The following is a 22,487-nucleotide window of genomic DNA, read 5'->3' as shown; positions in this document are numbered from 1 at the left end:
CTCCTAGTGTTGCTGCTTGACGCGAATGCCTGTAAATGGATGTTCGTCACGGTTAGCAGGGAACGTAAAGTCGGTGATATTCTTTTGATATATCGCCGTCTTTTTAATGTAAGAAACAGGTACGATGGCTCCCTGGTCTTGAAGTGATTTTAAAATAGATGAGTAATGCTCCTGCCGCTCTTTTTCATCAGTCGTTTGAGGCACCTTTGCCATCTGTTTGATTAGCTCGTCCTTGTTTGGATAGGCTGAGATCGCTTCATTAAATCCGAATCCTTTGGACGCGACAATGTTTAAAAATGTATGCGGGTCATAAGGCGCACCATAGTTGCTAAAGAAGTTCATATCAAACTCATTTGCCTTAAACCGTTTGACTTGGGTTGCCAATTCTACGCCTTCAAGATTCAGCTTTACCCCGATCGCTGCCCATTCTGCCTGCAGCGTTTCAGCCATTGTTTTTTGAATGGATTCAGCTGAATCATACATTAAACTAAATTCAAGAGGCTTTCCGTCTTTCTCGCGCACGGTCTTGCCATTCGGAAGCTTCCAGCCGGCCGCATCTAATAACTCTTTTGCTTTTTCTGTATCATAGTTGATTTGCTTTACATCAATATCAGACGTGTATGGGAAGTCTGTCGGCAAAATATGATCTGCTTTTTCTTCTAACCCTGAGGTGATGCCTTTCACCATGGCTTCTTTGTCAAAACCGTATTGCAGGGCCTGCCGCACGCGCTCATCAGAAAGCTGTTCTTTTTTCGTATTCATGACGAGCTGTCTCGTCGCCACGGGTTCAGAAAGGCTTGTTTCATATTGACCTGTCGATTGCAGCTGCTTGTATGCATCCAAACTGATAACGCCTTCGCCGTAAATGAGGTCAAGCTCGCCTTTTTCAAATGCTAGCACCCTTGTTTCGGCATCTGGGATAACTTTCACTTTGATTTTCTCGACTTTTGGCTTTTCACCCCAATAATGTTCATTGCGTTTAAAAACCGCATATTCATCAGCTTTATGCTCTTCCAATACCCATGGGCCCGTACCAACCGGTTTTTCGACACCCTTTGATGTATCGCCGTCCTCAGGGAAGCCCGCTTCTCCCAAAAACCGGACCGGCCGTACAACGGCTAGTTCCTGAATGGTCGGGTAGTATGGTTCAGTCAATTTTAATTTAAATGTATGGTCATCGATCACTTCTGTTTGGGCTATTTTTGAAATAAACCCTAACCAGCTATGTAATTCAGTATGTTTTAAAATGGAGTCAAAATTCTTTTTCACAATTTTCGCATCAAACTTCGTTCCATCTGAAAATGTTACATTCTTACGCAAATGAAACGTATATACTTTACCGTCACTTGATATATCCCAAGATTCGGCTAAATGCGGTTTAAGCTTTCCTCCCGCTTCATAGGTAACCAAAGGTTCATATACCATCGACTGGGCAAATAATTGGGAAGGATTATACACATGCGGATTCATTTCGCCTATATCTCTAGGCCAAGCCATTGTGACCAAGTTTTCATGAGTTTTCTCTGTTGAATTTCCTGAGGTTGTACATCCGGCTAATAAAATAGAAAAGGCGAGCATTAATATAAAAATAATTTTAATTTTCAAACTAATCCTTCCGCTCATCATGCTTTGTTTCCTCCTAAATGAAGTTGATAATCATTTTCATTTTATGCAGGGGGCATACCCTTGTCAATGTAAGATATAGGAACTATCTAAATGCTGCGGAATAGGGAGCGGCGGCAACCCATGAAGAACGAGCGGAAAGGGGGAAGCGGCAAAATCGAAGTGGGCGAAGCATGAACTTTTTATTAAAATGGATTGTAAAAATGGAGCAATCAAAGTACACTTAATGATAATGATAATCATTTGCGTTTGGTGTTTGTGAACTCATGACATATACCGGGAGTGAAGAGCGATGAGCAGAAATGAATTGTTTGATGTGACCGTTATCGGCGGAGGTCCGGCTGGGTTATATTCCGCCTTTTACAGCGGACTGCGGGGAATGAAGGCAAAGATTATTGAATATCAGCCGATGCTGGGCGGAAAGGTTCACGTTTATCCTGAAAAAATGATCTGGGATGTCGGGGGATTAACGCCTATTTCCGGAGCCAAGCTGATAGAACAGCTGGTGCAGCAGGGGTTAACGTTTCATCCTGAAGTGCTGCTGAATGAGAAAGTCGAATCGATTGCCCGCAATGAAGAAGGGTTGTTTGAATTACATACGGCTGCCTCAGGTGTGCATCTTTCCAAGACGGTCATCGTTGCCGTGGGCGGCGGCATCCTCAATCCGCAAAAGCTTCAGATAGAAGGCGCAGAGCGTTTTGAAGTGTCCAATCTGAATTATACGGTTAAGTCACTGCAGCATTTTAAAGATAAAACGGTCATTGTATCCGGCGGCGGCAATTCGGCTGTCGATTGGGCCAACGAACTCGAACCTGTAGCGAAAAAGGTCTACCTCGCTTACCGCAAAGATGCGCTCAGCGGGCATGAGGCCCAGGTGGATCAGCTTCTGAACAGCTCGGTGAGCTGCTTCTTTCATACAGAGATTACCAAGCTGATCGCTTCGGAAGATCATGAGGTGATCGAACGGGTCGAGCTCACGAACGCTCAAACAGGTGAGGTGATGGAACTGCCTGTCGACGAGGTGGTTATCAACCACGGATATGAACGCGACACCTCACTTCTGGAGAACAGCCGCCTTGATGTTACCCGAGTGGATGACTATTATATTGCAGGTACTTCCAACTGCCAGTCTTCCGTGCCCGGTCTGTATGCGGCGGGGGATATTGTGCATTACGAAGGCAAGCTGCACCTGATCGCCGGAGCGTTTCAAGATGCGGCAAACGCGGTCAACAGCGCCAAGCGATTTATCGATCCCGAAGCGCACAAGAGTGCGATGGTGTCGTCGCATAATGAGGTTTTCAAAGAGCGCAACCGCGAGCTTGTCAAGAAGATGTTCGTGTAGATAAGGAATATTTTTCACCCGCGGGAGCGGCTGATTCGTCAAAGAGGATCTTGGACATATGGCAAGATCCTCTTTTTATTTAAACCAGCCTTTTTCCTTTGAACGAGTAATGGCTTCAATCCGATTTTTCACCTCAAGCTTTTCAAGAATCATTGAGATATAATTTCGCACGGTTCCGCTTTTGATGCTGAGTTCTTGGGCGATTTCTTTTGTGTTTTTTCCGTCAGCCACAAGTTCAAGCACTTCTTTTTCTCTATCTGTGAGGGGATTGGCCTCACTGTACATGTCTTCCATCAGTTCAGGCGCATAGATCCGCTTTCCTTTCATGACGCTGCGGATGGCGCTCGCAAGCTCTTCGCTTGGGCTGTCCTTTAACAAATAGCCTTTAACACCTGCTTTAATGGCTCGCTGAAAATAGCCGGGGCGGGCAAAAGTGGTTAAGATAATAATGTTGCAGCCTGTATCCTTTAATTCCTCAGCAGCTTCAAGCCCCGTCTTTCCGGGCATTTCAATGTCCATAATGCATATATCAGGCCGATGTTTTTTTGTGAAATCAACGGCATCTTGTCCGGTAGTGCCTTTGCCGACGACTTCCATATCATCTTCTAAGTTCAGAAGCGATCCTAAAGCGCCCAAGAGCATCTGCTGATCTTCCGCAATAAATATACTAATCATGTAAGCCATCCTTTTTTTTATTTTGAGTTGTTAGGAATTGACATGGTAAGCTTGGTGCCGTTTTTTGTATCAATGTGTAGGCTTCCGTTTGCAAATTCAAGCCGTTCTCTCATGCCAAGCAAGCCGTGTCCTTTTGAAAAGCACTTCTCTTCACCTTGAAACGTTCCATCGTCAGTCACTGTAATGACAACCTCCTTCCAGAGCTGCTGGATGTCAACGCGGCAGGTCTTAGCCTGGCTGTGTTTGACGACATTAGTGACAGCTTCCTTCAAGCACATGCTCAATATGTTTTCATTAAGCAATGAGATATTTTCCGGCAATTTATCTTCTTCATAGATGAACGCAATGCCGGCTGCTTCAAGAATTTGTTTGATGTTTATGATTTCATCCTTGAGCCGGATGCCTTTCATGGAGGATACGATTTTTCTGACTTCATTTAAAGAAGTTCTCGCAGTTTGCTGAACGCTTTTCAGTTCACGCGCGGCTTGATCGGGATCTTTGTAAATTAATTTTCTCGCCAAGTCGCTTTTTAAACCGATAAGAGACAGCTTTTGTCCAAGTGTATCATGGAGGTCGCGGGCAATCCGCTGCCGTTCTTCTAATTTTACCAAATTGGCAATCCGTTCATTAGCATACTCGAGCTTTTCTTCCAGGCGTTCACGCTCCTTGCGGCTTCTAATGCTGAACGGCAATAAAATCGCACTGATGAGGGTGATGACCACAAAGGGAATTTGTGTCAGAAAAAATTCCTTTTTTAACACGAGACTGAAGTTGGCAGCGACGGCTGCGCTTATTAAGTGGACGTAATATAAAATATGAAAAGGGGCTCGTTTTTTAATGTTCCCTATAAAATATGCGATAAAAAAAGCAAAATAAATATAACTGAACATCATAATCGAAGCGGTTGAAATGCCGATTAAAATAAACGCCCACAAATAAACGTCCCAGCCTTTTGAGACAAAAGCAAATCTGTATACCGCAAAAAATAAAAGCGTCAAAATGATGCCGACGACGATAACAAGTGTAGATGATGATTGCATGATAAAGTAGAAGGGAAGGATGAAAAATATTGTCCATATATACGGCGAGATCCCGTTCAGTTTTTGAAATGTAAAATGTTTTTTGAACATGTTATAACCTCATTTTCAGCTTTTCATCTTTAGAGTAACTTTACCATTGCCGGAGCCTGATTGCATCATCGGACAATAAAAAGGAAGTCTTCTTGTTGATATAAGAAGACCTCCTTATCGTCAGGCGTTCTTCCGCAGCTTCTGTTTTTTCGTTGAATCCGGCGAAGGATGGGAAGATGTTTGTTTCATGTCCCGAAAGGTTACAAATTGCTTTTTTTCTTCATCCCAAAGCCGGAACGCGAGTGATTGCAGGCTTGTTTTCAAAGTGATGGTCGGGACGTTTTTTAAAGGTTCGTGCTGTTCATGTGCGGTTTCAAGTTTATAGTTAGGCACCTTTGGACTGAGATGGTGAACATGGTGGTACCCGATATTGCCTGTAAGCCATTGAAGCAGTTTCGGGAGTTTATAAAACGAACTTCCTTCCACAGCGGCCTGAACATAGCTCCAATTTTCATCCGCTTCAAAATAAGAATCTTCAAATGTGTGCTGAACATAAAACAGCCAAACGCCGATCGAACCTGAGATCAGAAAGATCGGACCTTGTACGAGCAAAAATGATTGCCAGCCAAAAATCAGGCAGCAGACAGCAGCCAATGCCGCGATTGCAAGGTTGGTGAGGTATGTGTTCACACGCTCTTTCCGTCTTGCTCCTTTTTTGTTAAAGCGGTTTGTGATCAGAAAGACATAAATCGGTCCGAGAATAAACATGATAAACGGATTTCTGTAAAGTCTGTATGCGATTTTTGTGCGCAGAGGTGCGGCTTTATATTCATTTACCGTCAGCAGCCAGATGTCACCCGTTCCCCGTTTATCCAGGTTGCTGCTTGTCGCATGATGAATCGAATGGCTGTGCTGCCATTGAAGATAAGGAAATAAAGTCAGAACGCCTGTCAAAAAACCGAGAATATGGTTAAGGCGTTTTTGTTTGAAAAAGGATAAATGGCAGCAGTCGTGAAAAATAATGAAAATTCTCGTCAAAAACCCTGCGGCAATCACCGTTATTCCTAAAGTAAGGAGATAGGAGACATTGAGGCTGAAATAGGCAAGAAACCACAGTCCGAAGAAAGGAATAAACGTATTCAAAAGCTGAAGCAGACTGTTCTTGGTATCAGGCTGTGCAAACGCAGCAACCTGTTTTGTCAACTGTTTTTGTTTATGGGCAATGGTTTGTTCAGTCATAGTAAAGTTATCCTCTCATAAATAGGTCTTAAATTAAGTTTACGGCACAGAGAGATGTCTTTGTAGTAGCACACATCATGCTTCAAACATGACACTTGTCATGTTTCCTTAACTCGAATGGATATAAGAAGATTGACAATATCATGATGGGGCAACTCCGCATGGTAAGGTGGCAAGCAGGTGAAGTTAAGGAACGGCTAAAACGTGCGATGATTGATTAATGAAACAAAGTTCTTTTACAATGATGTAATTGATGATCATATATTAGTCATTTAGATAAGGAGTGAATTCATATGTCACGAATGGAGAATAAAACATTTAATTGTGAAAAGGAGTTGACGCTCAACATTATCGGAGGAAAGTGGAAAATGCTGATTTTGTGGTTTTTAGGAAAAGAAGGTACGAAAAGATTCGGAGAATTAAAAGCCCTGATGCCCGGCATTACGCAAAGAATGCTGGTGAATCAGCTGCGTGAATTGGAAGAAGATCATATTGTACATAGGGAAGTATATCCGGTTGTTCCCCCAAAAGTTGAATATTCCCTTACAAAACAGGGAGAAAGTTTAATGCCTATATTAGAGGCGATGTATGAGTGGGGTAAAAATTATATAGAAACCAACTTTTCAAAAGATGACAAATAGAATAATTGACTTTGAGATATTGTTCTAGAGACAGTATCTTTTTCTACACCATATGAGGAAAAGTATAGTATGTAAAAAAAAAGTGCGTACTATTAAAGGCATTTTCCCCTTGTTATACTTTTGATGTAACAGAAATATCAAAAGAGAATCATCCGCGGAATTCTTAATTTAACAGGGGTGACGTTAAGTGGAATTACAGTTAGCATTAGATTTAGTCAATATACCGGAAGCAATCAAAGTGGTAAAAGAAGTAGAAGAATACATTGACATTGTAGAAATCGGTACGCCGGTTGTGATAAATGAAGGCCTTCGTGCAGTAAAAGAGATGAAAGATGCTTTCCCGAATTTGAAAGTGCTGGCAGACCTTAAAATTATGGATGCGGCCGGGTATGAAGTAATGAAAGCCTCAGAAGCAGGAGCCGATATCATCACCATTTTAGGAGCCGCTGAAGATATGTCTATTAAAGGCGCTGTAGAAGAGGCAAAAGCTCAAGGAAAAAAAATCCTGGTGGATATGATCGGAATTAAGGACATCGAATCACGCGCTGCCGAGTTGGATGAACTTGGTGTGGATTATATTTGTGTGCATACGGGTTATGATCTTCAAGCCATTGGCCAAAATTCATTTGCAGACTTAATGACCATTAAGAATGTAGTAAAAAACGCTAAAACGGCTATTGCAGGCGGAATTAAATTGGACACATTGCCCGAAGTCGTTAAATTAAAGCCCGATTTGATTATTGTTGGGGGCGGTATTGCAAATCAAGATGATAAAGCTGCGGCAGCCGCAAAAATGAAGCAGATGATCCAGCAATCATGAAGACCCATGATTATGTAAAAGCGATCATCGCAGAGCTTGATCATGCAACGTCTCAAACTCAAGCGGAAGGAATAGAGAACTTCATATCCAGTATCATGTCTTCTGAAAAAGTGTTTGTTACCGGTGCAGGTCGTTCCGGTTTAATGGGGAAGTCATTTGCTATGAGATTAATGCACCTGGGTATCAATGCATTTGTAACAGGAGAAACCGTAACACCTGCATTTACCGAAAACGACTTGCTTATCGTGGGCACAGGATCAGGGAAAACAGAAAGTTTGCTTCATATGGCGGAAAAGGCAAAAGATATCGGAGGCACTGTAGCGGCAGTTACGACCTCTTCAGATTCGCCAATCGCTGAAATAGCTGATCTGATCCTGCAGCTGCCGGGTTCACCCAAGGATCAAACGACGGGCAGTAAACAGACTATACAACCGATGGGATCGCTTTTTGAACAGACTCTTTTATTGATTTATGATGCTATCATATTGCGAATAATGGAAATAAAAGGGCTGAATACTCATAACATGTACGCAAATCATGCAAATCTTGAATAAATAAACCTTCATGTAAAGAAAATCACCATCCGCTATCTCGGACGGTGATTTTTTGTATACCAACCGGTTTTTAACATAACATTTACATCTTTATTATGATTTTAAAATGTGAATATCGTAAAATGAAAAATCAATTGGACATTGAGGAAAGGAGCTTGTCATGCTTACAAGTTTTAGCCTGATTGGATTTATACCTTTCATTATTGTTGCTGCTTTAATCATATTCGGGTTGAGAAAGCTTGTGCTTTCTTTAAGAAATAAGTAGAGTGCTGATAGTCATATCATTGTCACATTTTGATAAAGTGTTGTTTATATACTAATCACCTAAAGATTGGGTGCGAGCTGATTTTTAATGATATAGCTCTTGTATCTTCTATTATGATGAACATATGGTCAATTATTGAATATATTTTGATTATGTGTTATGTTTTTATCAAGTTAGCAGAAATCATTCTTTGTACCAAAAGCGAAACAATTGATCAGGGACAGGTAAAACCTCTTATTTCTCTAACGAAATTTAAAATGATCAAAAAGGGGATAAGCAAATGCCATTATTACGTTTCGATCTAATAGAAGGCCGTGATGAACAAGCATTAAACCTGGTCTGCCTTATTTAGACATCATCAGGGATATGCGAAATTCTCTCCAGATTCCGCTGGTTTCGTATCAAGTAAGCGGAGAATATGCCCAAATAAAAGCCGCATCGCAAAACGGCTGGATTGACGAAAAAAATACAGTGTTGGAAAGCATGCTTGCGATGAAGAGGGCCGGTGCGGATCTTATTGTTACATGTTTTGCAAAAGATATAGCAAAATTTCTTCGGGAGGAATCATGAAACGGGCAGCGATCATATTCATTCGATTCTACCAAAAGGCGATATCCCCTCTTTTCCCGCCGACTTGCAGATTTTATCCAACATGCTCCAACTATGGGCTTGAAGCGATTCAAAGGTTCGGGTTTATCAAAGGCAGTTATCTGCTTATTAAACGATTACTGAAATGCCACCCTCTTCATCCGGGAGGCTTTGATCCTGTTCCAAGCAAAACAGATCAAAAAAGGGAAGGGGATTCAAATTAATATTGTAGGATGATCTATTGATCGTTTTTCCTTGCAGGGCAGGCAGGGGAAGTTGACCGCTTTCCTGAAGAACTCCTGCACATTCAGAGCAGTAAATGAAAAGGCTGCATAAAGATGACCGGGTGTATGTTTCAGCAATACACCCGGTCATCTAATTGTGTATTTTTATACGAGAAATTTCGTTATTTATCAAGACCTAAATCAAAAAAAGTCATAAAAAATAAGGAGTTATATATATTTTACATGACTAATATGTATAACTCCTTTAGTTCTTGTTCAATAATCGCGCCCGATTGTGGAAGATCGTTATTCAACTAAAGCCCCCGATAGTTGAATAAGAAAAGCAAAAGAACTTGCTATTTCACAAATATATCCACCAAATTTTCATATTAGTTTGTTTTTCATACATACTGATAATAAATAAAACCTTGTTAAAACTTTACAAGACAAACTGAATTGACTATAGTCTAATTAGACCAAAATATTGATGTAAAGAAGTGAAAATTAGATGATAAAGTCTTTTTTAATGTTGGGGCAGTCGAATATGGCAGGCCGTGGATTTTTGAATGAAGTAGACCCTATCTATAATGAAAAAATAAAAATGCTGCGCAATGGGCAGTGGCAGATGATGACAGAGCCGATTAATTACGACCGTCCGGTTTCCGGCGTTGGCCTGGCGGCATCTTTTGCAGATGCATGGTCGAAAGCTCATCCCGATGAAGAAATTGGCTTGATCCCTTGTGCGGAAGGTGGCAGTTCATTGAATGACTGGCATCCGGAAGGCATCCTTTTTCAGCATGCTTTGTCCGAAGCCCGCTTCGCCCTCCGCTCCAGTCAAATTTGTGGAATCCTTTGGCACCAGGGTGAGAGTGACAGTTATCGTTCGCTACATGAAACTTATTACGAGAAATTAACCCTTATCATCGAGACGCTAAGAAACGAGTTGAAACTTGATGAGGTACCGTTGATTATTGGAGGGCTTGGTGACTTTCTTGGGAAGACCGGTTTTGGACAGCACGCGACCGAATTTCGACAGGTTAATGAACAATTGCTGCGTTTTGCTAATGAACAACAGAATTGTTATTTTGTTGCTGCGGCAGGTTTGACTGCGAATCCTGATGGCATTCATTTAGATGCAGCTTCACAACGCAAATTCGGTTACCGCTATTTCGAGGCTTTTTCGAAAAAGTACCATATCCTGAAACCCATTTCGGGAGAGGAGCAATCACTGAAAGTGAATGGTGACTATTCTAAAACAGAACAGATTTACCTTCACAGCATGGATTTGGCTTCGGGTAAAATCACGTACGCGGAATTCGAGGCGCGGATGGCGATGGTGATGAAACCATAATTCCCTTACTTATCCTTGGCTTGCTAATCCAAAACCCCGGAGCTCACGGCTATGAACTTCTGGCCTGTTTGTTGGACAATCAAATAATATACAATTATTTAACCGATTTATAAATGAAAAACTCCCCAATCTAAATTCTTTAATAGATTTGGAAATGGTAGGACTTTTTCTCGCATCCTCTCCAACGATCAAGTTTGGCAATGTGAGGGCCGATTAAACCAATAAAGCCAATTGCTCCAACAATCGAAACGGCCCCTGCGGTTAAAAGGGCAGAGATGAAAAATAAAAGAGCATTTGTTTTCTTTAAAGAAAGGCCCAGGAGCACAGCTGATTCTGTTCCAGCCTCCAGGCATTTGCGATTCCCGCTGTCAACAATCCCGCAATGAGCGCAGGAACTGCAATTGGCCATAAAAGGTTCAAGTGAATCCAAACCCTTCCATTCAGTGATCCGATCGTCCACAATAAAATGCTTCCAAGCGCTTCTTGATGTCTAAGTAAAATAAATGAAGTCACAGCTTGCAATACCGCTGAAATTAACCATGCCGTTTAACAAAAAGACAGACGACATCTTCTTGGTATAAGCGCTTAATAGATAAACGAAAACAGCCGCCAAAATTCTGCCGATGCATTAAAAAAATGGAAGAAAAAATGAAAGCTGCAAATGAGCAGGTCCATATGTAATCCGCTCGAAGACGGACTTCCGTCTCTTAAGGTATCGTGAACACCGCCAATCCCAATCACCAAATCCGGTTCATATTGATAAATGTTCTGAAGATTAGGTTTATAAAACGTGCCGCCGATTAATGGGATCTGATGGTCTTTCCCATAAAAATTCGTCTTCATAGCGTACCATTCAACAAAGATAAAAAAGTCATTTAAAAGGAAGCAAAAAAATTAGGAAAAAAAGCTTCCCATGGATGTATCAGGCTTGCGATTCCAGATGCAAAATGGATGTATGAAAACATACCTGAAAAAACAAAAGCTGTGATCAGCTGATTTGGCTCGTTTTATTGATCAAGTTAGGAGACTCTTTTTTTAAGAGTCTTCTTTTTGCAAATATCGGTGGCATTCGAAATTGACGCATGAAGAGAAAAGGCGGTCAAAAACACCCCCTTTCTGCTTTAAAATGTTTCATATAATAAACATAAATGATATGCAGAGGAAGTTTAGTTTTGATCAGACTTAGGAAACAAAACAACCGCTAAAAAAGATGAGGATCATACATGGCAACTGATCTTTTCATGCTGATGTAGCCGTTGATGGAGAGCATTAAAACAAATAAAGTGGATTTGTAATGATTAGATGAAGTGAAAGAGCATGATAATGGAGTTAAAGTAATGAATTTAATTTAAGAAGGAAGTGAAAGCATGGATCTTGAAACGGTTATGAAAGAACTGGAAGCGCTGGGTACGGAAAACATGAAAAAAAGATACATAACGAATGGTGCACACGAACCGCTGTTTGGCGTGGCTACAGGCAAAATGAAGCCGCTCGCAAAGAAAATCAAGAAAAATCAGCCCTTGGCGGAGCAGCTTTACGCTACCGGGAACTACGATGCCATGTATTTTGCCGGCATTATTGCTGACCCAATGACAATGACTGAAGCGGATTTTGAGCGGTGGATCGATGCGGCGTATTTCTATATGCTATCTGATTATGTTGTTGCCGTAACTTTGGCAGAAACCGATTTTGCGCAGGCTGTTGCTGATAAATGGATCTCAAGCGGTGAAGAGCTTAAAATGTCGGCAGGCTGGAGCTGTTACTGCTGGCTTTTAGGTAATCGACCGGACGATGAATTTAATGTAGCTAAAATTGCCAGTATGCTTGATCAGGTGGAACGTACGATTCACGATTCTCCAGATCGAACAAAATCGGCTATGAATCATTTTATCTACACAGTCGGGATTTCATATTTGCCGCTTCATGAAAAGGCGGTTGAAACCGCAAAAGCAGTAGGCCCGGTCGAACTCAGGCGGGGCAAGAAAAAAAGCAGTATCCTGAATGCTTCCAAAAATATTCAAAAAGATATTGATAGAGGCCGTCTCGGTTTCAAACGGAAATATGTAAGGTGTTAGCATAGTTTTCAGTAAACCATCTAAAAATAAATAGGAAGTGGAATATGGAAAATAACGTTTTTGAACAGATCGCAAAGCGATATGATACAGAAGAAAGAATTGAATTAGCTAAAGTGATCGTGAATGAAGTAAGACCGGAATTGCGAAACAGTCAATCAAAATCTTTAATTGACTATGGGAGCGGTACGGGTCTCATTAGTTTAGAATTATCAGATTTAGTACATTCTATTTTGCTGGTCGATTCATCCAAACAAATGCTGGAGGTGGCGAAAGCTAAAATTTCTCGCAAAGGAATCGCCAACGCAAAGACGCTTTATTCAGATTTCACCCAAGAAACTCCTGAACTGAAGGCAGACATCGTTTTAATGTCACTAGTCCTTCTTCATATTCCGGATACAAATAAAATTTTACAAGAACTGTTCGGCATTTTAAATGATGGCGGCAAGCTCATAATTATTGATTTTGACAAAAATGACAAAATACAACATCCGAAAGTTCACAACGGTTTTTCGCACGAAGAATTGAAAAAAAGATTATCCGATATTGGATTTAAATCAACTGAAATGAAGACATTTTTTCACGGCCGGCGTATTTTTATGAATCAAGATGCTTCAATGTTTATATCCAGCAGCATAAAGTGATTTCTTGTTTTTTTAAAATGAAATAGGAAAAGCCGGAAAATGACCCGGCTTTTTTCATCACTTCTTTTTCTCTGGACGGTAAAACTCATCATGCATTTTCGATCAACGCCCGTTTCTCGGGTTCGCGAAATCTAAGCTCCTTCGCGGTTTCGCACTGCGCTTTTTTTCTTAATTCAGTCCGAAACGGCCGACGGTGACTTCTTTTGTCGATGTTTTTTTGTTTTTAAAGATGGCGCTTATTATACTTTTGCAGAACTAAAAATTTGATTTATCCTCAGCAGTTCAGTATTATACGCATAGGGGTATATGTATAGGCGGGCGATGGTCCATTAGGATAAAGCTTGTCTGGACAAAAAGCCATCACTGGTCTTAACGAATGTGACAGAAATGCAGGACAGTTCATATCTGCGTAGTAACGGTTTGCGGAAAAGTTGAAGGATATGTCATCATCATAAGGAAATAGGAGGTTATGTGATGGAATACGATGATCAATTAAAAAATAGGATCAAACGAGTTGAAGGTCAAGTTCGAGGGATATTAAAGATGATGGATGAAGGAAAAGAGTGTAAAGAACTCGTAAGCCAAATGTCAGCTGTTCGTTCTGCATTAGATCGGGCCATCGGTGTTGTTGTAAGCAGTAACTTGGAGAAATGCGTCCGCCTTCAAATTGAAAGAGGAGAAGATACCGAAGACCTCATCCAAGAAGCCGTTAATTTATTGGTTAAAAGCAGATAATGTTTAGATGGCTGTTGTTTATGATACAGCCTCTATATACCCCTGGTTAAAAGAAATTTTGCTGTTTTTATACCCTTTAGGGTATAAAAAGCTGACTTATATTTTTTTTAGTTTTTATATACCTGTACGGGTATAAGTATACAAAAGTGGGAGAGTTGTTATATGTCAGACCAAAAAGAAAAAACGACCATTGTTTTATTTAGCGGTGACCTAGATAAGGCGATTGCCGCTTTTATTATTGCAAATGGCGCCGCTGCTTATGATCATGAGGTAACAGTTTTTCATACTTTTTGGGGGCTTAACGCTTTAAGAAAAGATGAACCGGTGCCAGTAAAGAAAGGACCGCTTGAAAAAGCGTTCGGCTTTATGATGCCCCGTGGTTCAAAGAAACTCGGATTATCCAAAATGAATTTTGCCGGTATCGGGCCTAAAATGATCAAACATGTCATGAAAAAGCACGGCGTACTGTCTCTGCCTCAACTGATTGAAATGGCGCAAGAACAAGGAGTTAAGCTTGTTGCCTGTACAATGACAATGGACTTGTTAGGCTTGCAAAAAGAAGAACTCATCGACGGCCTTGATTATGCAGGTGTTGCCGCTTATCTAGGCGATGCCAACGAAGCAAAGGTGAATTTATTTATATAATCTCCAAATTGAACGGTTGCTTCTTCGGGAATGCAAAACAGGAAATCCTGAAGCAGCCAAATGGAACAGTGATATAAAACAGAAAATGAATATGGAGGGATGATTGATGAACATCAAAACTGATCGCGTATTAGATGCAAAAGGGCTTGCTTGTCCAATGCCCGTCGTAAAAACGAAAAAAGCCATGAATGAGTTAAAACCGGGGCAGGTAATTGAAGTGCATGCTACTGATAAAGGGTCTCTTGCTGATATACGGGCATGGGCAAAGGGAAGCGGTCACCAGTATCTCGGTACAATAGAAGACGGAGATATATTAAAGCATTATCTTCGAAAAGCGGGTCACTCTGAAATAAAGAAAGTAAAAACGTTTCCTTATACGATTCAAAATGAAGAGCTTCAAAAAAAGGTAGAGGCGGGCGAGCGGCTAACAGTAGTTGATGTTCGGGAACCTGCAGAATACCGTTTCGGCCATATTCCCGGAGCGATTTCAATTCCATTAGGTGAACTTGAAAAAAGAGCGCACGAACTGAATAGAGACGGGAAAATTTATGTTGTTTGCCGTACGGGTAATAGAAGCGATCTGGCAGCTAAACAGCTTGCGGATAATGGCTTTAAAGATGTTGAAAATGTTGTCCAAGGTATGGCGGAGTGGTCAGGCCCTGTTGAAAAAAATCAATAAAAGAAAAATTGGAGGAATGATTTGAACGGCCGTAAAAGTTGCAATCATTGCAACAAGTTCTGATGCCATTTGGGCCCTAACATTTTAAGGAGGTTTAAATGTGAATTTTACATTCGTTTCACCAAAAGAAGTAGCTGAAAAGCTATTAAGAAAAGAATCATTTTTTATTTTAGACGTACGAAATAAAGAGGCCCTTAGTGATTGGAAAATCGAGGGAAGCCGGGTTGAACATTTAAATGTTCCGTATTTTGATTTAATTGATGGTATAGAAAAAATTGATGGCCAAGTCCTAAAGATCAAGATGTTCTAGTCGTTTGCGCCAAACAAGGGTCTTCAGAGATGGTTGCACAGCATTTAGTGGATGCCGGTTTTGAAAGAGTGCTGGTACTTAAAGGCGGTATGAAGGCGTGGAGCAAATTTTTACATCCAGTCAAAATCGGAGACTTGAAAGAAGGAGGGACGATCTATCAATTCGTAAGAATGGGGAAAGGCTGTTTATCCTATTTTATCGAAACCGACGGAGAAGCAATTGTAGTTGACCCTGCTCGTTCTGTTGATGCATATATAGATTTTGCGAAAGAGAGAAACGTTACGATTAAACATGTGGTCGATACACACTTACATGCGGATCATATTTCGGGCGGACGTTTACTGCGTAAGCGTACAGGAGCTGCATACTACCTGCCGCCAAAAGATGCGGAGGAAGTGCTATTTTCATATGAACCGCTAGTTGAAGATGAAAATATTTCTGTAGGAAGCGCAGGTATGAAAGCAGAACCTATTTACTCACCTGGACATACGATTGGTAGCACCTCTTTAATGATTGATAATCGCTATTTGTTAACAGGAGATATTTTATTTGTTGAATCGATTGGCCGGCCGGACTTAGCTGGAAAAGCCGGGGATTGGGCAGAGGATTTGCGTAACACATTGTATGTAAAATACAAACAAATATCAGGTGACTTGATTGTTCTTCCAGCTCACTTTTCGACAGTCAGTGAATTAGGCGATCAGGGGCAAGTCCAAGCTAAGCTGAGTGATTTATATAAAAAGAATGCCGGTTTAAATCTGGATGAAAATGAATTCAAAGGGGCTGTATCAGAAAATCTGCCGCCACAGCCAAATGCATATCAGGAAATCCGTCAAACCAACATGGGCAAAATAATGCCTGATGCTGACAGGCAAAGCGAGATGGAAATGGGACCGAACCGTTGTGCGGTTCATGGATGAATATAGATTTGAAGATAGGGAGAGATAAAAAATGAAATCAGATAAAGTAATAGATGCTAAAGGATTTGCGTGCCCGATGCCAATTGTGAAAACAAAAAAAGCGATGGATGAATTGCAATCCGGAGAAGTGTTAGAAGTACATGCCACTGATAAAGGGGCAAAAAGCGATCTAACAGCATGGGCGAAGTCAGGCGGTCATGAGTTGCTTAAAGATACAGAGGAAGATGGTATATTAAAGTTTTGGCTTAAAAAAGGTTAAATGTGATAAAAGGGGGCTATTCCCCCTTTTTATTGATGGAAAGGAGGAAAGGTAGTGGACATATCTTTTATTCTTCTTATATTTTTCATCGGATTCATTGGCTCTTTTATGTCCGGAATGCTTGGTGTCGGGGGAGCAATTATTAATTACCCGTTGCTATTATATATACCTGCTTTATTAGGGTTTACAGGCTTTAACGCACACCAGGTTTCAGGTATAGTGGCAGTCCAGGTTTTTATTGCTGCATTTTCCGGTGTGTGGGCTTACCGGAAAGACGGTTACTTAAATAAAGAACTGATCTTCATCATGGGGTTAAGTATTTTGCTTGGAAGTCTAATCGGCGGCTATGGGTCACATTTTTTCTCCGAAGATGCCATAAACATGGTTTACGGATTATTGGCGATCATTGCAGCCATCATCATGTTGATTCCAAAGACAGGAACAGAAGGTAATCAAAGTGATCACATTCGCTTTCCAAAGATATTAACCTCAATCATGACTTTTGTGGTCGGTTTGGCTTCAGGTATAGTCGGTGCGGGCGGAGCTTTTCTGCTTGTTCCGCTCATGTTAGTCATTATAAAAATACCTGCACGAATCACAATCGCAACATCACTCGCAGTTACATTTATTTCATCGATTGGAACAACAGCTACAAAGCTCGTCATTGGACAGGTGCCTATTATGCCGGCTTTGGTTGTAATGGCTGCCAGTCTGATTGCATCCCCGCTAGGTGTTTTCATTGGCAAGAAAGTGAATGCTAAAGTTCTTCAAGGTATTTTGATATTCGTTATTTTTCTTACAACAGTGAAAATTTGGGTTGATATCTTACTGTATTGACCGTCTTGAAGGAGGAATTGGATGAAAGAAGCTGCAGAACTAACTTCAATGGTGTCAATTGAGAAATTTATAACTGATCATCAATTAAGTTTTATATATATATCAAGACCTCAATGCACAGTCTGTCACGCTGTTCTGCCTCAGCTTAGAGCACTGTTGGCCCGCTTTCCAAAGATCAAATTAGGACATATAAATGCTGACATAGTGGAAGAGGTTGCCGGCAGGTTTTCAGTCTTCACAGTTCCTGTGCTTCTTTTGTTTATTGAGGGAACCGAATGTCTACGAGAAGCGCGTTTTATTCATTTTGAACAGCTTGAACAGAAGTTAAAAAGAGTCTATCAGTTGTACGAGGAATAGATAGCTAAGGGAGGGTCCATGATGTGTCAAAACCCGGCTCGGTATACAGAAGAAGGAATGTCAAATGAAAGCGGCTATTTAAGGCAGATCTTCGACCATTTGCAGGATGGGATCATCATGATGGATCAGGAACGCACAATTCTGGTGATTAATCCGTCCGCAGAGAAGATGACGGGATGGAAACTAGGGGATAAGGTTCCGTACTGTTCCTACTGCCAAACGAGAAAACTGGAAGCGGGAGAAGAGCGTTGTTATTTGCTGGCCAAGCGGGAAATTCCTTATTTTCTCTCCTCGATGCCCACCTATGAAGGGCGATTCGTCGACATGGAGATGAGTACGGCTGTCATTTCCGAAAACGGCGATCAAATGGAAGTTCTTTTGGTCCTGAAAGATTTAACAATGAAGAAAAAGGAGGAAGAAGCGAAGATCTCCAAGCTGGTTCTGCAAAAAACGTTAGAGGCCCAGGAAAACGAACACAAGCGGCTTGCCCAGGAACTGCACGATGGTGTAGGGCAATCGCTTTATTCGGTTTCAGTAGGCATTCAAGCGATTCAATCGCGCATGGAGCAGGAAGAAACATTTAAAGATTACATGCAGGACATCATCGATGAACTGGAAAAAGCAATCCAAGACGTCAAGCTCTACTCTCTCCAGCTGCGCCCGCACAGTCTCGATCAATTGGGGCTGATCCCTGCTGTCAAGCATCTTGTTTCCAGCTTAAACAAGACGCATCAGGATGTTTCTATTACGTTTGCCTCAAGCGATATCAGCAATCGCTTGCTGCCGATTTTTGAAATCAATTTGTACCGCATCATTCAGGAGGCGCTTCATAATGCCCTGAAATATTCGCAGGCGACACTTATTGAAGTCATACTTTACAAAGAAGACGGCGAGCTCGTTTTGATCATTCAGGACGATGGCATTGGTTTTGAACGCGGGCTGACAGAGGAAGGCCTGGGGTTCAAACATATGAAAGAGAGAGTCGATCAGATGGATGGAAGTCTTCGAATTCACTCTGCACTTCAGAGTGGCACGACGATTAAAGTGAAAGTACAGGACAAGGAGGGGAAGGAGAGTGATCAGGGTATTGCTGGTCGATGACCATATGATGATTCGCAAGGGCATCCGTGTCCTTTTGGAAGGCTTTTCTGGAATTGAAATTGCGGGAGAAAGCAATAATGGCAACGAAGCCGTTCTTAGCGCCGGACAGTTAAAGCCGGATGTCGTGCTGATGGATTTGTCGATGCCGAACGGGTTGGACGGATTCACAGCGAGCAGTGAGATCCGAAAGTTGAATCCTTCTGTTAAAATCGTGATTTTGACAATGCATGATGAGGAAATTTTTGTCCAAAAAGCAATAGAGGCGGGGGCGCATGGCTACGTCTTGAAAAACAGCCATTATCGGTTGCTTTATCAGGCGATTGTCGAAGTGTACAGGGGCAATCTCTTTTACAAAACATCTGTATCGCAAGACATCATTGATCAATGGCTCAATTCAGAGCCCAAAAAGCCGACCTCTGTATTAACTGTCCGCGAAAAGGAGATTCTCAGATTCATTGTGCTGGGTTATGCCAATAAGGAGATTGCCGATAAACTCTCAATCAGCGTCAAAACCGTCGAAAACCACAAAACGAATATGATGCAGAAGTTAGATCTGGACTCGAAACACGAATTGATTCAATATGCGATCAAAAATAAATATCTCGATCTGTCGTTGTAACATACGGCCCCTTAACCCCTGTCAGCTTGTGAAGACGGAGCTCACATAAAAGTAGGGGAGTTCCCCTATACAGAAAAAGGAAGATTGATGTTAACTTAAAAAAAGAGAGACGCATCATTAAGAAAAACAGCAGCTTTCTATAAACATAAGGGGGTTGACCATGGCAAGACATGCTCGTTATTCCATTGTCATTGTAGGAGCCGGGACTGCTGGCATCTCTGTCGCCGCCCGTCTCGTAAGGATTTCTAAAAAACTCAAAGGACAAATTGCCATCATTGACCCGCAAACAAAGCACTACTACCAGCCTTTGTGGACATTAGTTGGAGGCGGCGCAGCGAAGAAGGAAGAGTCCGAGCGAGATCTGGCTTCTTTAATTCCCGCTGGTGTCGACTTGATCGGCGATGCTGTAACGGAGTTTCGGCCGAATCAGAACACACTTCTTACAAAACAAGGAACGATCGTTTCCTATGATTATCTTGTTGCAGCAGCCGGTTTGCAAATCGATTGGGACGGGGTCAAAGGCTTGAAAGATGCGGTCGGAAAAAACGGGGTTTGCAGCAACTATTCATATCATACGGTAGACAGCACTTGGGAAAACATCCGCAATTTTAAAGGCGGAACCGCCATTTTCACTCATCCTGATTCTCCCGTAAAATGCGGGGGAGCTCCACAGAAAATTATGTACTTAGCAGACGACTATTTCCGCAAGTCAAATGTCCGCCATCAGTCGGAGATTATTTTTGCATCGGCGAAATCGATCATTTTTGATGTCACCAAATACGCAAATGCGCTCGAAAAAGTCGTCCTGCGCAAGGATATCCAAACGATGTACAAGAGAAACTTAATCGAAATTCGGCCTGATTCAAAAGAAGCCTTGTTCGAACATTTGGAGACGGGGGAGCAGGAAGTATTCACATATGATCTTCTTCATGTGACTCCACCGATGAAAGCACCTTCATGTATAAAAGAAAGCGCATTGGCGGATGCCGGCGGCTGGGTCGATGTTGATCCGTACACTCTGCAGCACAAAAAGTTTGCCAATGTTTTCGGAATTGGAGACTGTTCCAACCTGCCGACCTCCAAAACAGGGGCGGCGATTCGCAAACAGGCTCCGGTTGTCGTGCGAAATCTAATGTCCTTGATAAAAGGCTCTTCATTAGATGCAAAGTACGATGGATATACCTCGTGCCCCTTGGTTACAGGGTACAACAAACTCGTGCTGGCCGAGTTTGACTATCACAAGGTGCCGCAAGAAACGTTTCCATTTGATCAGTCCAAGGAACGATTCAGCATGTACCTGTTAAAAAGAAGATTGCTTCCCATCATGTATTGGAATGGCATGTTAAAAGGACTGATGTAAGACAGGACAAAGCATGATGCGAACTCAAAAAAGGATATATTGCGATAAATGTTTCAAGAGGGGGAATACAACATGTTATTGCGCTATTTTTACGATAAAAAACTGGCCCATGCATCCTATCTGGTTGGCTGCCAAAAAACAGGGGAAGCCATTGTGATTGACCCCGGCCGCAATCTAAAACCATATTTGCAAGCAGCCAAGGAAGAAGGGCTAAACATCACAGCGGCCGCAGAAACCCATATTCACGCCGACTTTGTTTCCGGTGCCCGCGAACTCGGCGCTACACATCAAGCGAAGCTGTATCTTTCCGATGAAGGAGACGCAAATTGGAAATACCAATATGTCGATGAATCGAAACATCAACTTGTGAAAGACGGCGATCGCTTTTCCATTGGTAACCTGATGTTTGAGGTTATGCATACTCCCGGCCATACCCCGGAAAGCATTTCTTTCCTGTTGACGGACGGCGGAGGAAATGCGGATCGTCCAATCGGCATCTTTACTGGAGATTTCGTCTTTGCAGGCGACATCGGCAGACCCGATTTGCTTGAAAAGGCGGCGGGGATTAAGGGAACGTCAGAGTCGGGGGCAAGAGCGATGTTCAAGTCCCTCATGAAGTTTAAACAGCTCCCGGATTACTTGCAGGTTTGGCCGGCTCACGGCGCAGGGAGCGCTTGCGGCAAGGCATTGGGAGCCATTCCAACTACGACTGTCGGCTACGAAAAGATGTTTAACTGGGCAATGGCTTACACCGATGAAGAGGAATTCGTAAATGCCTTGCTTGATGGACAACCAGAACCGCCGAAGTATTTTGCTGAGATGAAACGAGTGAATAAAGAAGGCCCTGCATTGCTCAAAGATCTTTCTGCCGTTTTAGAGATTATGTCGATTGAACAAGTGAAAGATTTGCAGGGGAAAGAGCAAATTGTGGATACCCGCTCCTCCCGGGAATTTGCTGAAGGGCACCTCAAAGGCACGATCAACATTCCATTCAACAAGGGGTTTACAAACTGGGCAGGCTGGCTCATCGACTACAATCGTCCTGTGTACTTCATAACGTATCCGGCTGAAGTGAACGAACTCGTGGAAGCGCTGCGCTCTGTAGGCATTGACAATATTGCAGGGTTTATGGATCGTGACAAAATTCTGGAAAGCGGTGCTTTTTCACTTGAATCGTACGCGGAGATCATACCACTGGAGATCGCAAAATTAGTGGAAGACGGATTCGTGCACGTGCTTGATGTTCGCAATCTGACTGAATGGCAGGAAGGTCATATTCCGAATGCGCAACACATCATGCTGGGAACGCTCCCAGAACGGCTCGATGAAATTAGAAGGGACTGTCCGATTCTTGTGCAATGCCATTCCGGAGCCCGATCTGCAATAGGGGCCAGCATCCTGCAAGCTAACGGCGGTTTCAAACAAGTATTGAGTTTAAGCGGCGGCATTGTCCAATGGCAGAAAGACGGGCTTGCCATTTCAACCCCTTGCAGCGAATTAAAATGAAAGAAAGTTTCTCTGCTCAAGCGCATGGAATAAAAAGTAAAGAGGCCGCTA

General features: G+C 42.2%; 23 protein-coding genes and 5 pseudogenes. 22 read left to right on the top strand and 6 right to left on the bottom strand.

What is annotated here, in order from left to right; all coding sequences use genetic code 11:
- Nucleotides 1–3 precede the first annotated feature (3 nt).
- Nucleotides 4–1,626 (bottom strand): nickel ABC transporter substrate-binding protein, encoded by a 1,623-nt coding sequence (gene nikA, locus H7F26_RS20350; RefSeq protein ID WP_003183798.1) that lies wholly within the window; start codon nt 1,624–1,626, stop codon nt 4–6.
- A gap of 289 nt (nt 1,627–1,915) precedes the next feature.
- Here nikA and H7F26_RS20345 point away from each other — a divergent pair, with 289 nt between their 5' ends.
- On the top strand, nt 1,916–2,965 hold the full coding sequence (locus H7F26_RS20345; RefSeq protein WP_003183797.1) for an NAD(P)/FAD-dependent oxidoreductase: 1,050 nt from the start codon (nt 1,916–1,918) through the stop codon (nt 2,963–2,965).
- Nucleotides 2,966–3,040: 75 nt separating this feature from the next.
- Here the strand turns inward: H7F26_RS20345 and desR are convergent, their stop codons facing one another.
- From desR to desE, 3 genes are all read right to left on the bottom strand, one after another.
- Nucleotides 3,041–3,640, bottom strand: a complete 600-nt coding sequence (desR, locus tag H7F26_RS20340) for a two-component system response regulator DesR (RefSeq protein ID WP_003183795.1) — start codon at nt 3,638–3,640, stop codon at nt 3,041–3,043.
- Between the two features lie 17 nt (nt 3,641–3,657).
- Nucleotides 3,658–4,770 (bottom strand): two-component sensor histidine kinase DesK, encoded by a 1,113-nt coding sequence (locus H7F26_RS20335; protein ID WP_003183793.1) that lies wholly within the window; start codon nt 4,768–4,770, stop codon nt 3,658–3,660.
- A gap of 120 nt (nt 4,771–4,890) precedes the next feature.
- The gene (gene desE, locus H7F26_RS20330) at nt 4,891–5,949 is read right to left on the bottom strand and encodes a Delta(5) desaturase DesA (RefSeq protein WP_009327821.1); all 1,059 of its coding nucleotides are present in this window, start codon (nt 5,947–5,949) and stop codon (nt 4,891–4,893) included.
- A 293-nt stretch (nt 5,950–6,242) separates the two neighbouring features.
- Between desE and H7F26_RS20325 the strand changes: the two genes are divergently transcribed.
- From H7F26_RS20325 to H7F26_RS20295, 7 genes and pseudogenes are all read left to right on the top strand, one after another.
- On the top strand, nt 6,243–6,590 hold the full coding sequence (locus tag H7F26_RS20325) for a winged helix-turn-helix transcriptional regulator (protein WP_006637692.1): 348 nt from the start codon (nt 6,243–6,245) through the stop codon (nt 6,588–6,590).
- A 187-nt stretch (nt 6,591–6,777) separates the two neighbouring features.
- Nucleotides 6,778–7,410, top strand: a complete 633-nt coding sequence (hxlA, locus tag H7F26_RS20320) for a 3-hexulose-6-phosphate synthase (RefSeq protein WP_017474354.1) — start codon at nt 6,778–6,780, stop codon at nt 7,408–7,410.
- Nucleotides 7,407–7,964 (top strand): 6-phospho-3-hexuloisomerase, encoded by a 558-nt coding sequence (gene hxlB, locus H7F26_RS20315; protein WP_009327823.1) that lies wholly within the window; start codon nt 7,407–7,409, stop codon nt 7,962–7,964. The genes hxlA and hxlB overlap by 4 nt, the downstream gene beginning before the upstream one ends.
- A 592-nt stretch (nt 7,965–8,556) precedes the next feature.
- Nucleotides 8,557–8,799 (top strand): annotated as a pseudogene (locus tag H7F26_RS20310) (porphobilinogen synthase); the annotation flags it as partial.
- On the top strand, nt 8,796–9,041 hold the full coding sequence (gene yidD, locus H7F26_RS20305; RefSeq protein ID WP_003183770.1) for a membrane protein insertion efficiency factor YidD: 246 nt from the start codon (nt 8,796–8,798) through the stop codon (nt 9,039–9,041). The pseudogene H7F26_RS20310 and the gene yidD, both read left to right, overlap by 4 nt.
- Nucleotides 9,042–9,549: 508 nt before the next feature.
- Nucleotides 9,550–10,392 carry a sialate O-acetylesterase gene (locus H7F26_RS20300; protein WP_003183768.1) on the top strand — a complete coding sequence of 281 codons (843 nt, stop codon included), beginning with the start codon at nt 9,550–9,552 and terminating at the stop codon, nt 10,390–10,392.
- Nucleotides 10,389–10,463, top strand: a pseudogene (locus H7F26_RS20295) (PadR family transcriptional regulator); the annotation flags it as partial. The gene H7F26_RS20300 and the pseudogene H7F26_RS20295, both read left to right, overlap by 4 nt.
- 68 nt (nt 10,464–10,531) lie before the next feature.
- On the opposite strand, the pseudogene H7F26_RS22120 reads toward H7F26_RS20295, so the two are convergent.
- Together H7F26_RS22120 and H7F26_RS20280 are read right to left on the bottom strand one after the other, a co-directional pair.
- A pseudogene (locus H7F26_RS22120) lies at nt 10,532–10,905 on the bottom strand (iron chelate uptake ABC transporter family permease subunit).
- Nucleotides 10,906–10,977: 72 nt separating this feature from the next.
- Nucleotides 10,978–11,235, bottom strand: a complete 258-nt coding sequence (locus H7F26_RS20280; protein WP_009327828.1) for a hypothetical protein — start codon at nt 11,233–11,235, stop codon at nt 10,978–10,980.
- Here H7F26_RS20280 and H7F26_RS20275 point away from each other — a divergent pair.
- From H7F26_RS20275 to H7F26_RS20210, 14 genes and pseudogenes are all read left to right on the top strand, one after another.
- A pseudogene (locus tag H7F26_RS20275) lies at nt 11,233–11,388 on the top strand (L,D-transpeptidase); the annotation flags it as partial. The gene H7F26_RS20280 and the pseudogene H7F26_RS20275 sit on opposite strands and share 3 nt — an antisense overlap.
- 371 nt (nt 11,389–11,759) lie before the next feature.
- Nucleotides 11,760–12,467, top strand: coding sequence for a DNA alkylation repair protein (locus H7F26_RS20270; protein WP_009327829.1), 708 nt, complete (start codon nt 11,760–11,762; stop codon nt 12,465–12,467).
- Nucleotides 12,468–12,511: 44 nt separating this feature from the next.
- Complete coding sequence (locus tag H7F26_RS20265; protein ID WP_016885495.1) at nt 12,512–13,108, top strand: class I SAM-dependent methyltransferase; 597 nt, start codon at nt 12,512–12,514, stop codon at nt 13,106–13,108.
- A 474-nt stretch (nt 13,109–13,582) separates the two neighbouring features.
- A complete protein-coding gene (locus tag H7F26_RS20260) occupies nt 13,583–13,843 on the top strand; it encodes a metal-sensitive transcriptional regulator (RefSeq protein WP_009327831.1) in 261 nt (86 codons plus the stop codon).
- Between the two features lie 162 nt (nt 13,844–14,005).
- Entirely contained in the window at nt 14,006–14,488 is a 483-nt protein-coding gene (locus H7F26_RS20255; protein WP_003183753.1) for a DsrE/DsrF/DrsH-like family protein, read from the top strand.
- Between the two features lie 106 nt (nt 14,489–14,594).
- A complete protein-coding gene (locus H7F26_RS20250) occupies nt 14,595–15,167 on the top strand; it encodes a sulfurtransferase TusA family protein (protein ID WP_016885494.1) in 573 nt (190 codons plus the stop codon).
- A gap of 100 nt (nt 15,168–15,267) precedes the next feature.
- Nucleotides 15,268–16,397: pseudogene (locus H7F26_RS20245) on the top strand (MBL fold metallo-hydrolase).
- A gap of 31 nt (nt 16,398–16,428) precedes the next feature.
- On the top strand, nt 16,429–16,656 hold the full coding sequence (locus H7F26_RS20240; protein WP_003183749.1) for a sulfurtransferase TusA family protein: 228 nt from the start codon (nt 16,429–16,431) through the stop codon (nt 16,654–16,656).
- 54 nt (nt 16,657–16,710) lie between these two features.
- A complete protein-coding gene (locus H7F26_RS20235) occupies nt 16,711–17,493 on the top strand; it encodes a sulfite exporter TauE/SafE family protein (protein ID WP_003183747.1) in 783 nt (260 codons plus the stop codon).
- Nucleotides 17,494–17,514: 21 nt separating this feature from the next.
- The gene (locus H7F26_RS20230) at nt 17,515–17,850 is read left to right on the top strand and encodes a thioredoxin family protein (protein ID WP_003183745.1); all 336 of its coding nucleotides are present in this window, start codon (nt 17,515–17,517) and stop codon (nt 17,848–17,850) included.
- 18 nt (nt 17,851–17,868) lie between these two features.
- Nucleotides 17,869–18,951 (top strand): PAS domain-containing sensor histidine kinase, encoded by a 1,083-nt coding sequence (locus H7F26_RS20225; protein WP_003183743.1) that lies wholly within the window; start codon nt 17,869–17,871, stop codon nt 18,949–18,951.
- Nucleotides 18,926–19,570 carry a response regulator gene (locus tag H7F26_RS20220; RefSeq protein WP_003183741.1) on the top strand — a complete coding sequence of 215 codons (645 nt, stop codon included), beginning with the start codon at nt 18,926–18,928 and terminating at the stop codon, nt 19,568–19,570. The genes H7F26_RS20225 and H7F26_RS20220 overlap by 26 nt, the downstream gene beginning before the upstream one ends.
- 160 nt (nt 19,571–19,730) lie before the next feature.
- The gene (locus H7F26_RS20215) at nt 19,731–20,930 is read left to right on the top strand and encodes an NAD(P)/FAD-dependent oxidoreductase (protein ID WP_003183740.1); all 1,200 of its coding nucleotides are present in this window, start codon (nt 19,731–19,733) and stop codon (nt 20,928–20,930) included.
- A 72-nt stretch (nt 20,931–21,002) separates the two neighbouring features.
- Nucleotides 21,003–22,436 (top strand): MBL fold metallo-hydrolase, encoded by a 1,434-nt coding sequence (locus H7F26_RS20210; protein WP_003183739.1) that lies wholly within the window; start codon nt 21,003–21,005, stop codon nt 22,434–22,436.
- Nucleotides 22,437–22,487 lie beyond the last annotated feature (51 nt).

This window comes from Bacillus sp. PAMC28748, from assembly GCF_014250415.1.
In the GTDB taxonomy this organism is placed as follows: Bacteria; Bacillota; Bacilli; order Bacillales; family Bacillaceae; genus Bacillus; species Bacillus licheniformis.
This window is presented reverse-complemented; position numbering and strand designations above follow the sequence as displayed.

What these genes read in the sequence shown, in the direction of transcription:
- nikA (WP_003183798.1), bottom strand. Translation starts at nt 1,626, where the DNA reads ATGATGAGCGGAAGGATTAGTTTGAAAATTAAAATTATTTTTATATTA.
- H7F26_RS20345 (WP_003183797.1), top strand. Translation starts at nt 1,916, where the DNA reads ATGAGCAGAAATGAATTGTTTGATGTGACCGTTATCGGCGGAGGTCCG.
- desR (WP_003183795.1), bottom strand. Translation starts at nt 3,640, where the DNA reads ATGATTAGTATATTTATTGCGGAAGATCAGCAGATGCTCTTGGGCGCT.
- H7F26_RS20335 (WP_003183793.1), bottom strand. Translation starts at nt 4,770, where the DNA reads ATGTTCAAAAAACATTTTACATTTCAAAAACTGAACGGGATCTCGCCG.
- desE (WP_009327821.1), bottom strand. Translation starts at nt 5,949, where the DNA reads ATGACTGAACAAACCATTGCCCATAAACAAAAACAGTTGACAAAACAG.
- H7F26_RS20325 (WP_006637692.1), top strand. Translation starts at nt 6,243, where the DNA reads ATGTCACGAATGGAGAATAAAACATTTAATTGTGAAAAGGAGTTGACG.
- hxlB (WP_009327823.1), top strand. Translation starts at nt 7,407, where the DNA reads ATGAAGACCCATGATTATGTAAAAGCGATCATCGCAGAGCTTGATCAT.
- yidD (WP_003183770.1), top strand. Translation starts at nt 8,796, where the DNA reads ATGAAACGGGCAGCGATCATATTCATTCGATTCTACCAAAAGGCGATA.
- H7F26_RS20300 (WP_003183768.1), top strand. Translation starts at nt 9,550, where the DNA reads ATGATAAAGTCTTTTTTAATGTTGGGGCAGTCGAATATGGCAGGCCGT.
- H7F26_RS20280 (WP_009327828.1), bottom strand. Translation starts at nt 11,235, where the DNA reads ATGAAGACGAATTTTTATGGGAAAGACCATCAGATCCCATTAATCGGC.
- H7F26_RS20270 (WP_009327829.1), top strand. Translation starts at nt 11,760, where the DNA reads ATGGATCTTGAAACGGTTATGAAAGAACTGGAAGCGCTGGGTACGGAA.
- H7F26_RS20265 (WP_016885495.1), top strand. Translation starts at nt 12,512, where the DNA reads ATGGAAAATAACGTTTTTGAACAGATCGCAAAGCGATATGATACAGAA.
- H7F26_RS20260 (WP_009327831.1), top strand. Translation starts at nt 13,583, where the DNA reads ATGGAATACGATGATCAATTAAAAAATAGGATCAAACGAGTTGAAGGT.
- H7F26_RS20255 (WP_003183753.1), top strand. Translation starts at nt 14,006, where the DNA reads ATGTCAGACCAAAAAGAAAAAACGACCATTGTTTTATTTAGCGGTGAC.
- H7F26_RS20250 (WP_016885494.1), top strand. Translation starts at nt 14,595, where the DNA reads ATGAACATCAAAACTGATCGCGTATTAGATGCAAAAGGGCTTGCTTGT.
- H7F26_RS20240 (WP_003183749.1), top strand. Translation starts at nt 16,429, where the DNA reads ATGAAATCAGATAAAGTAATAGATGCTAAAGGATTTGCGTGCCCGATG.
- H7F26_RS20230 (WP_003183745.1), top strand. Translation starts at nt 17,515, where the DNA reads ATGAAAGAAGCTGCAGAACTAACTTCAATGGTGTCAATTGAGAAATTT.
- H7F26_RS20225 (WP_003183743.1), top strand. Translation starts at nt 17,869, where the DNA reads ATGATGTGTCAAAACCCGGCTCGGTATACAGAAGAAGGAATGTCAAAT.
- H7F26_RS20215 (WP_003183740.1), top strand. Translation starts at nt 19,731, where the DNA reads ATGGCAAGACATGCTCGTTATTCCATTGTCATTGTAGGAGCCGGGACT.
- H7F26_RS20210 (WP_003183739.1), top strand. Translation starts at nt 21,003, where the DNA reads ATGTTATTGCGCTATTTTTACGATAAAAAACTGGCCCATGCATCCTAT.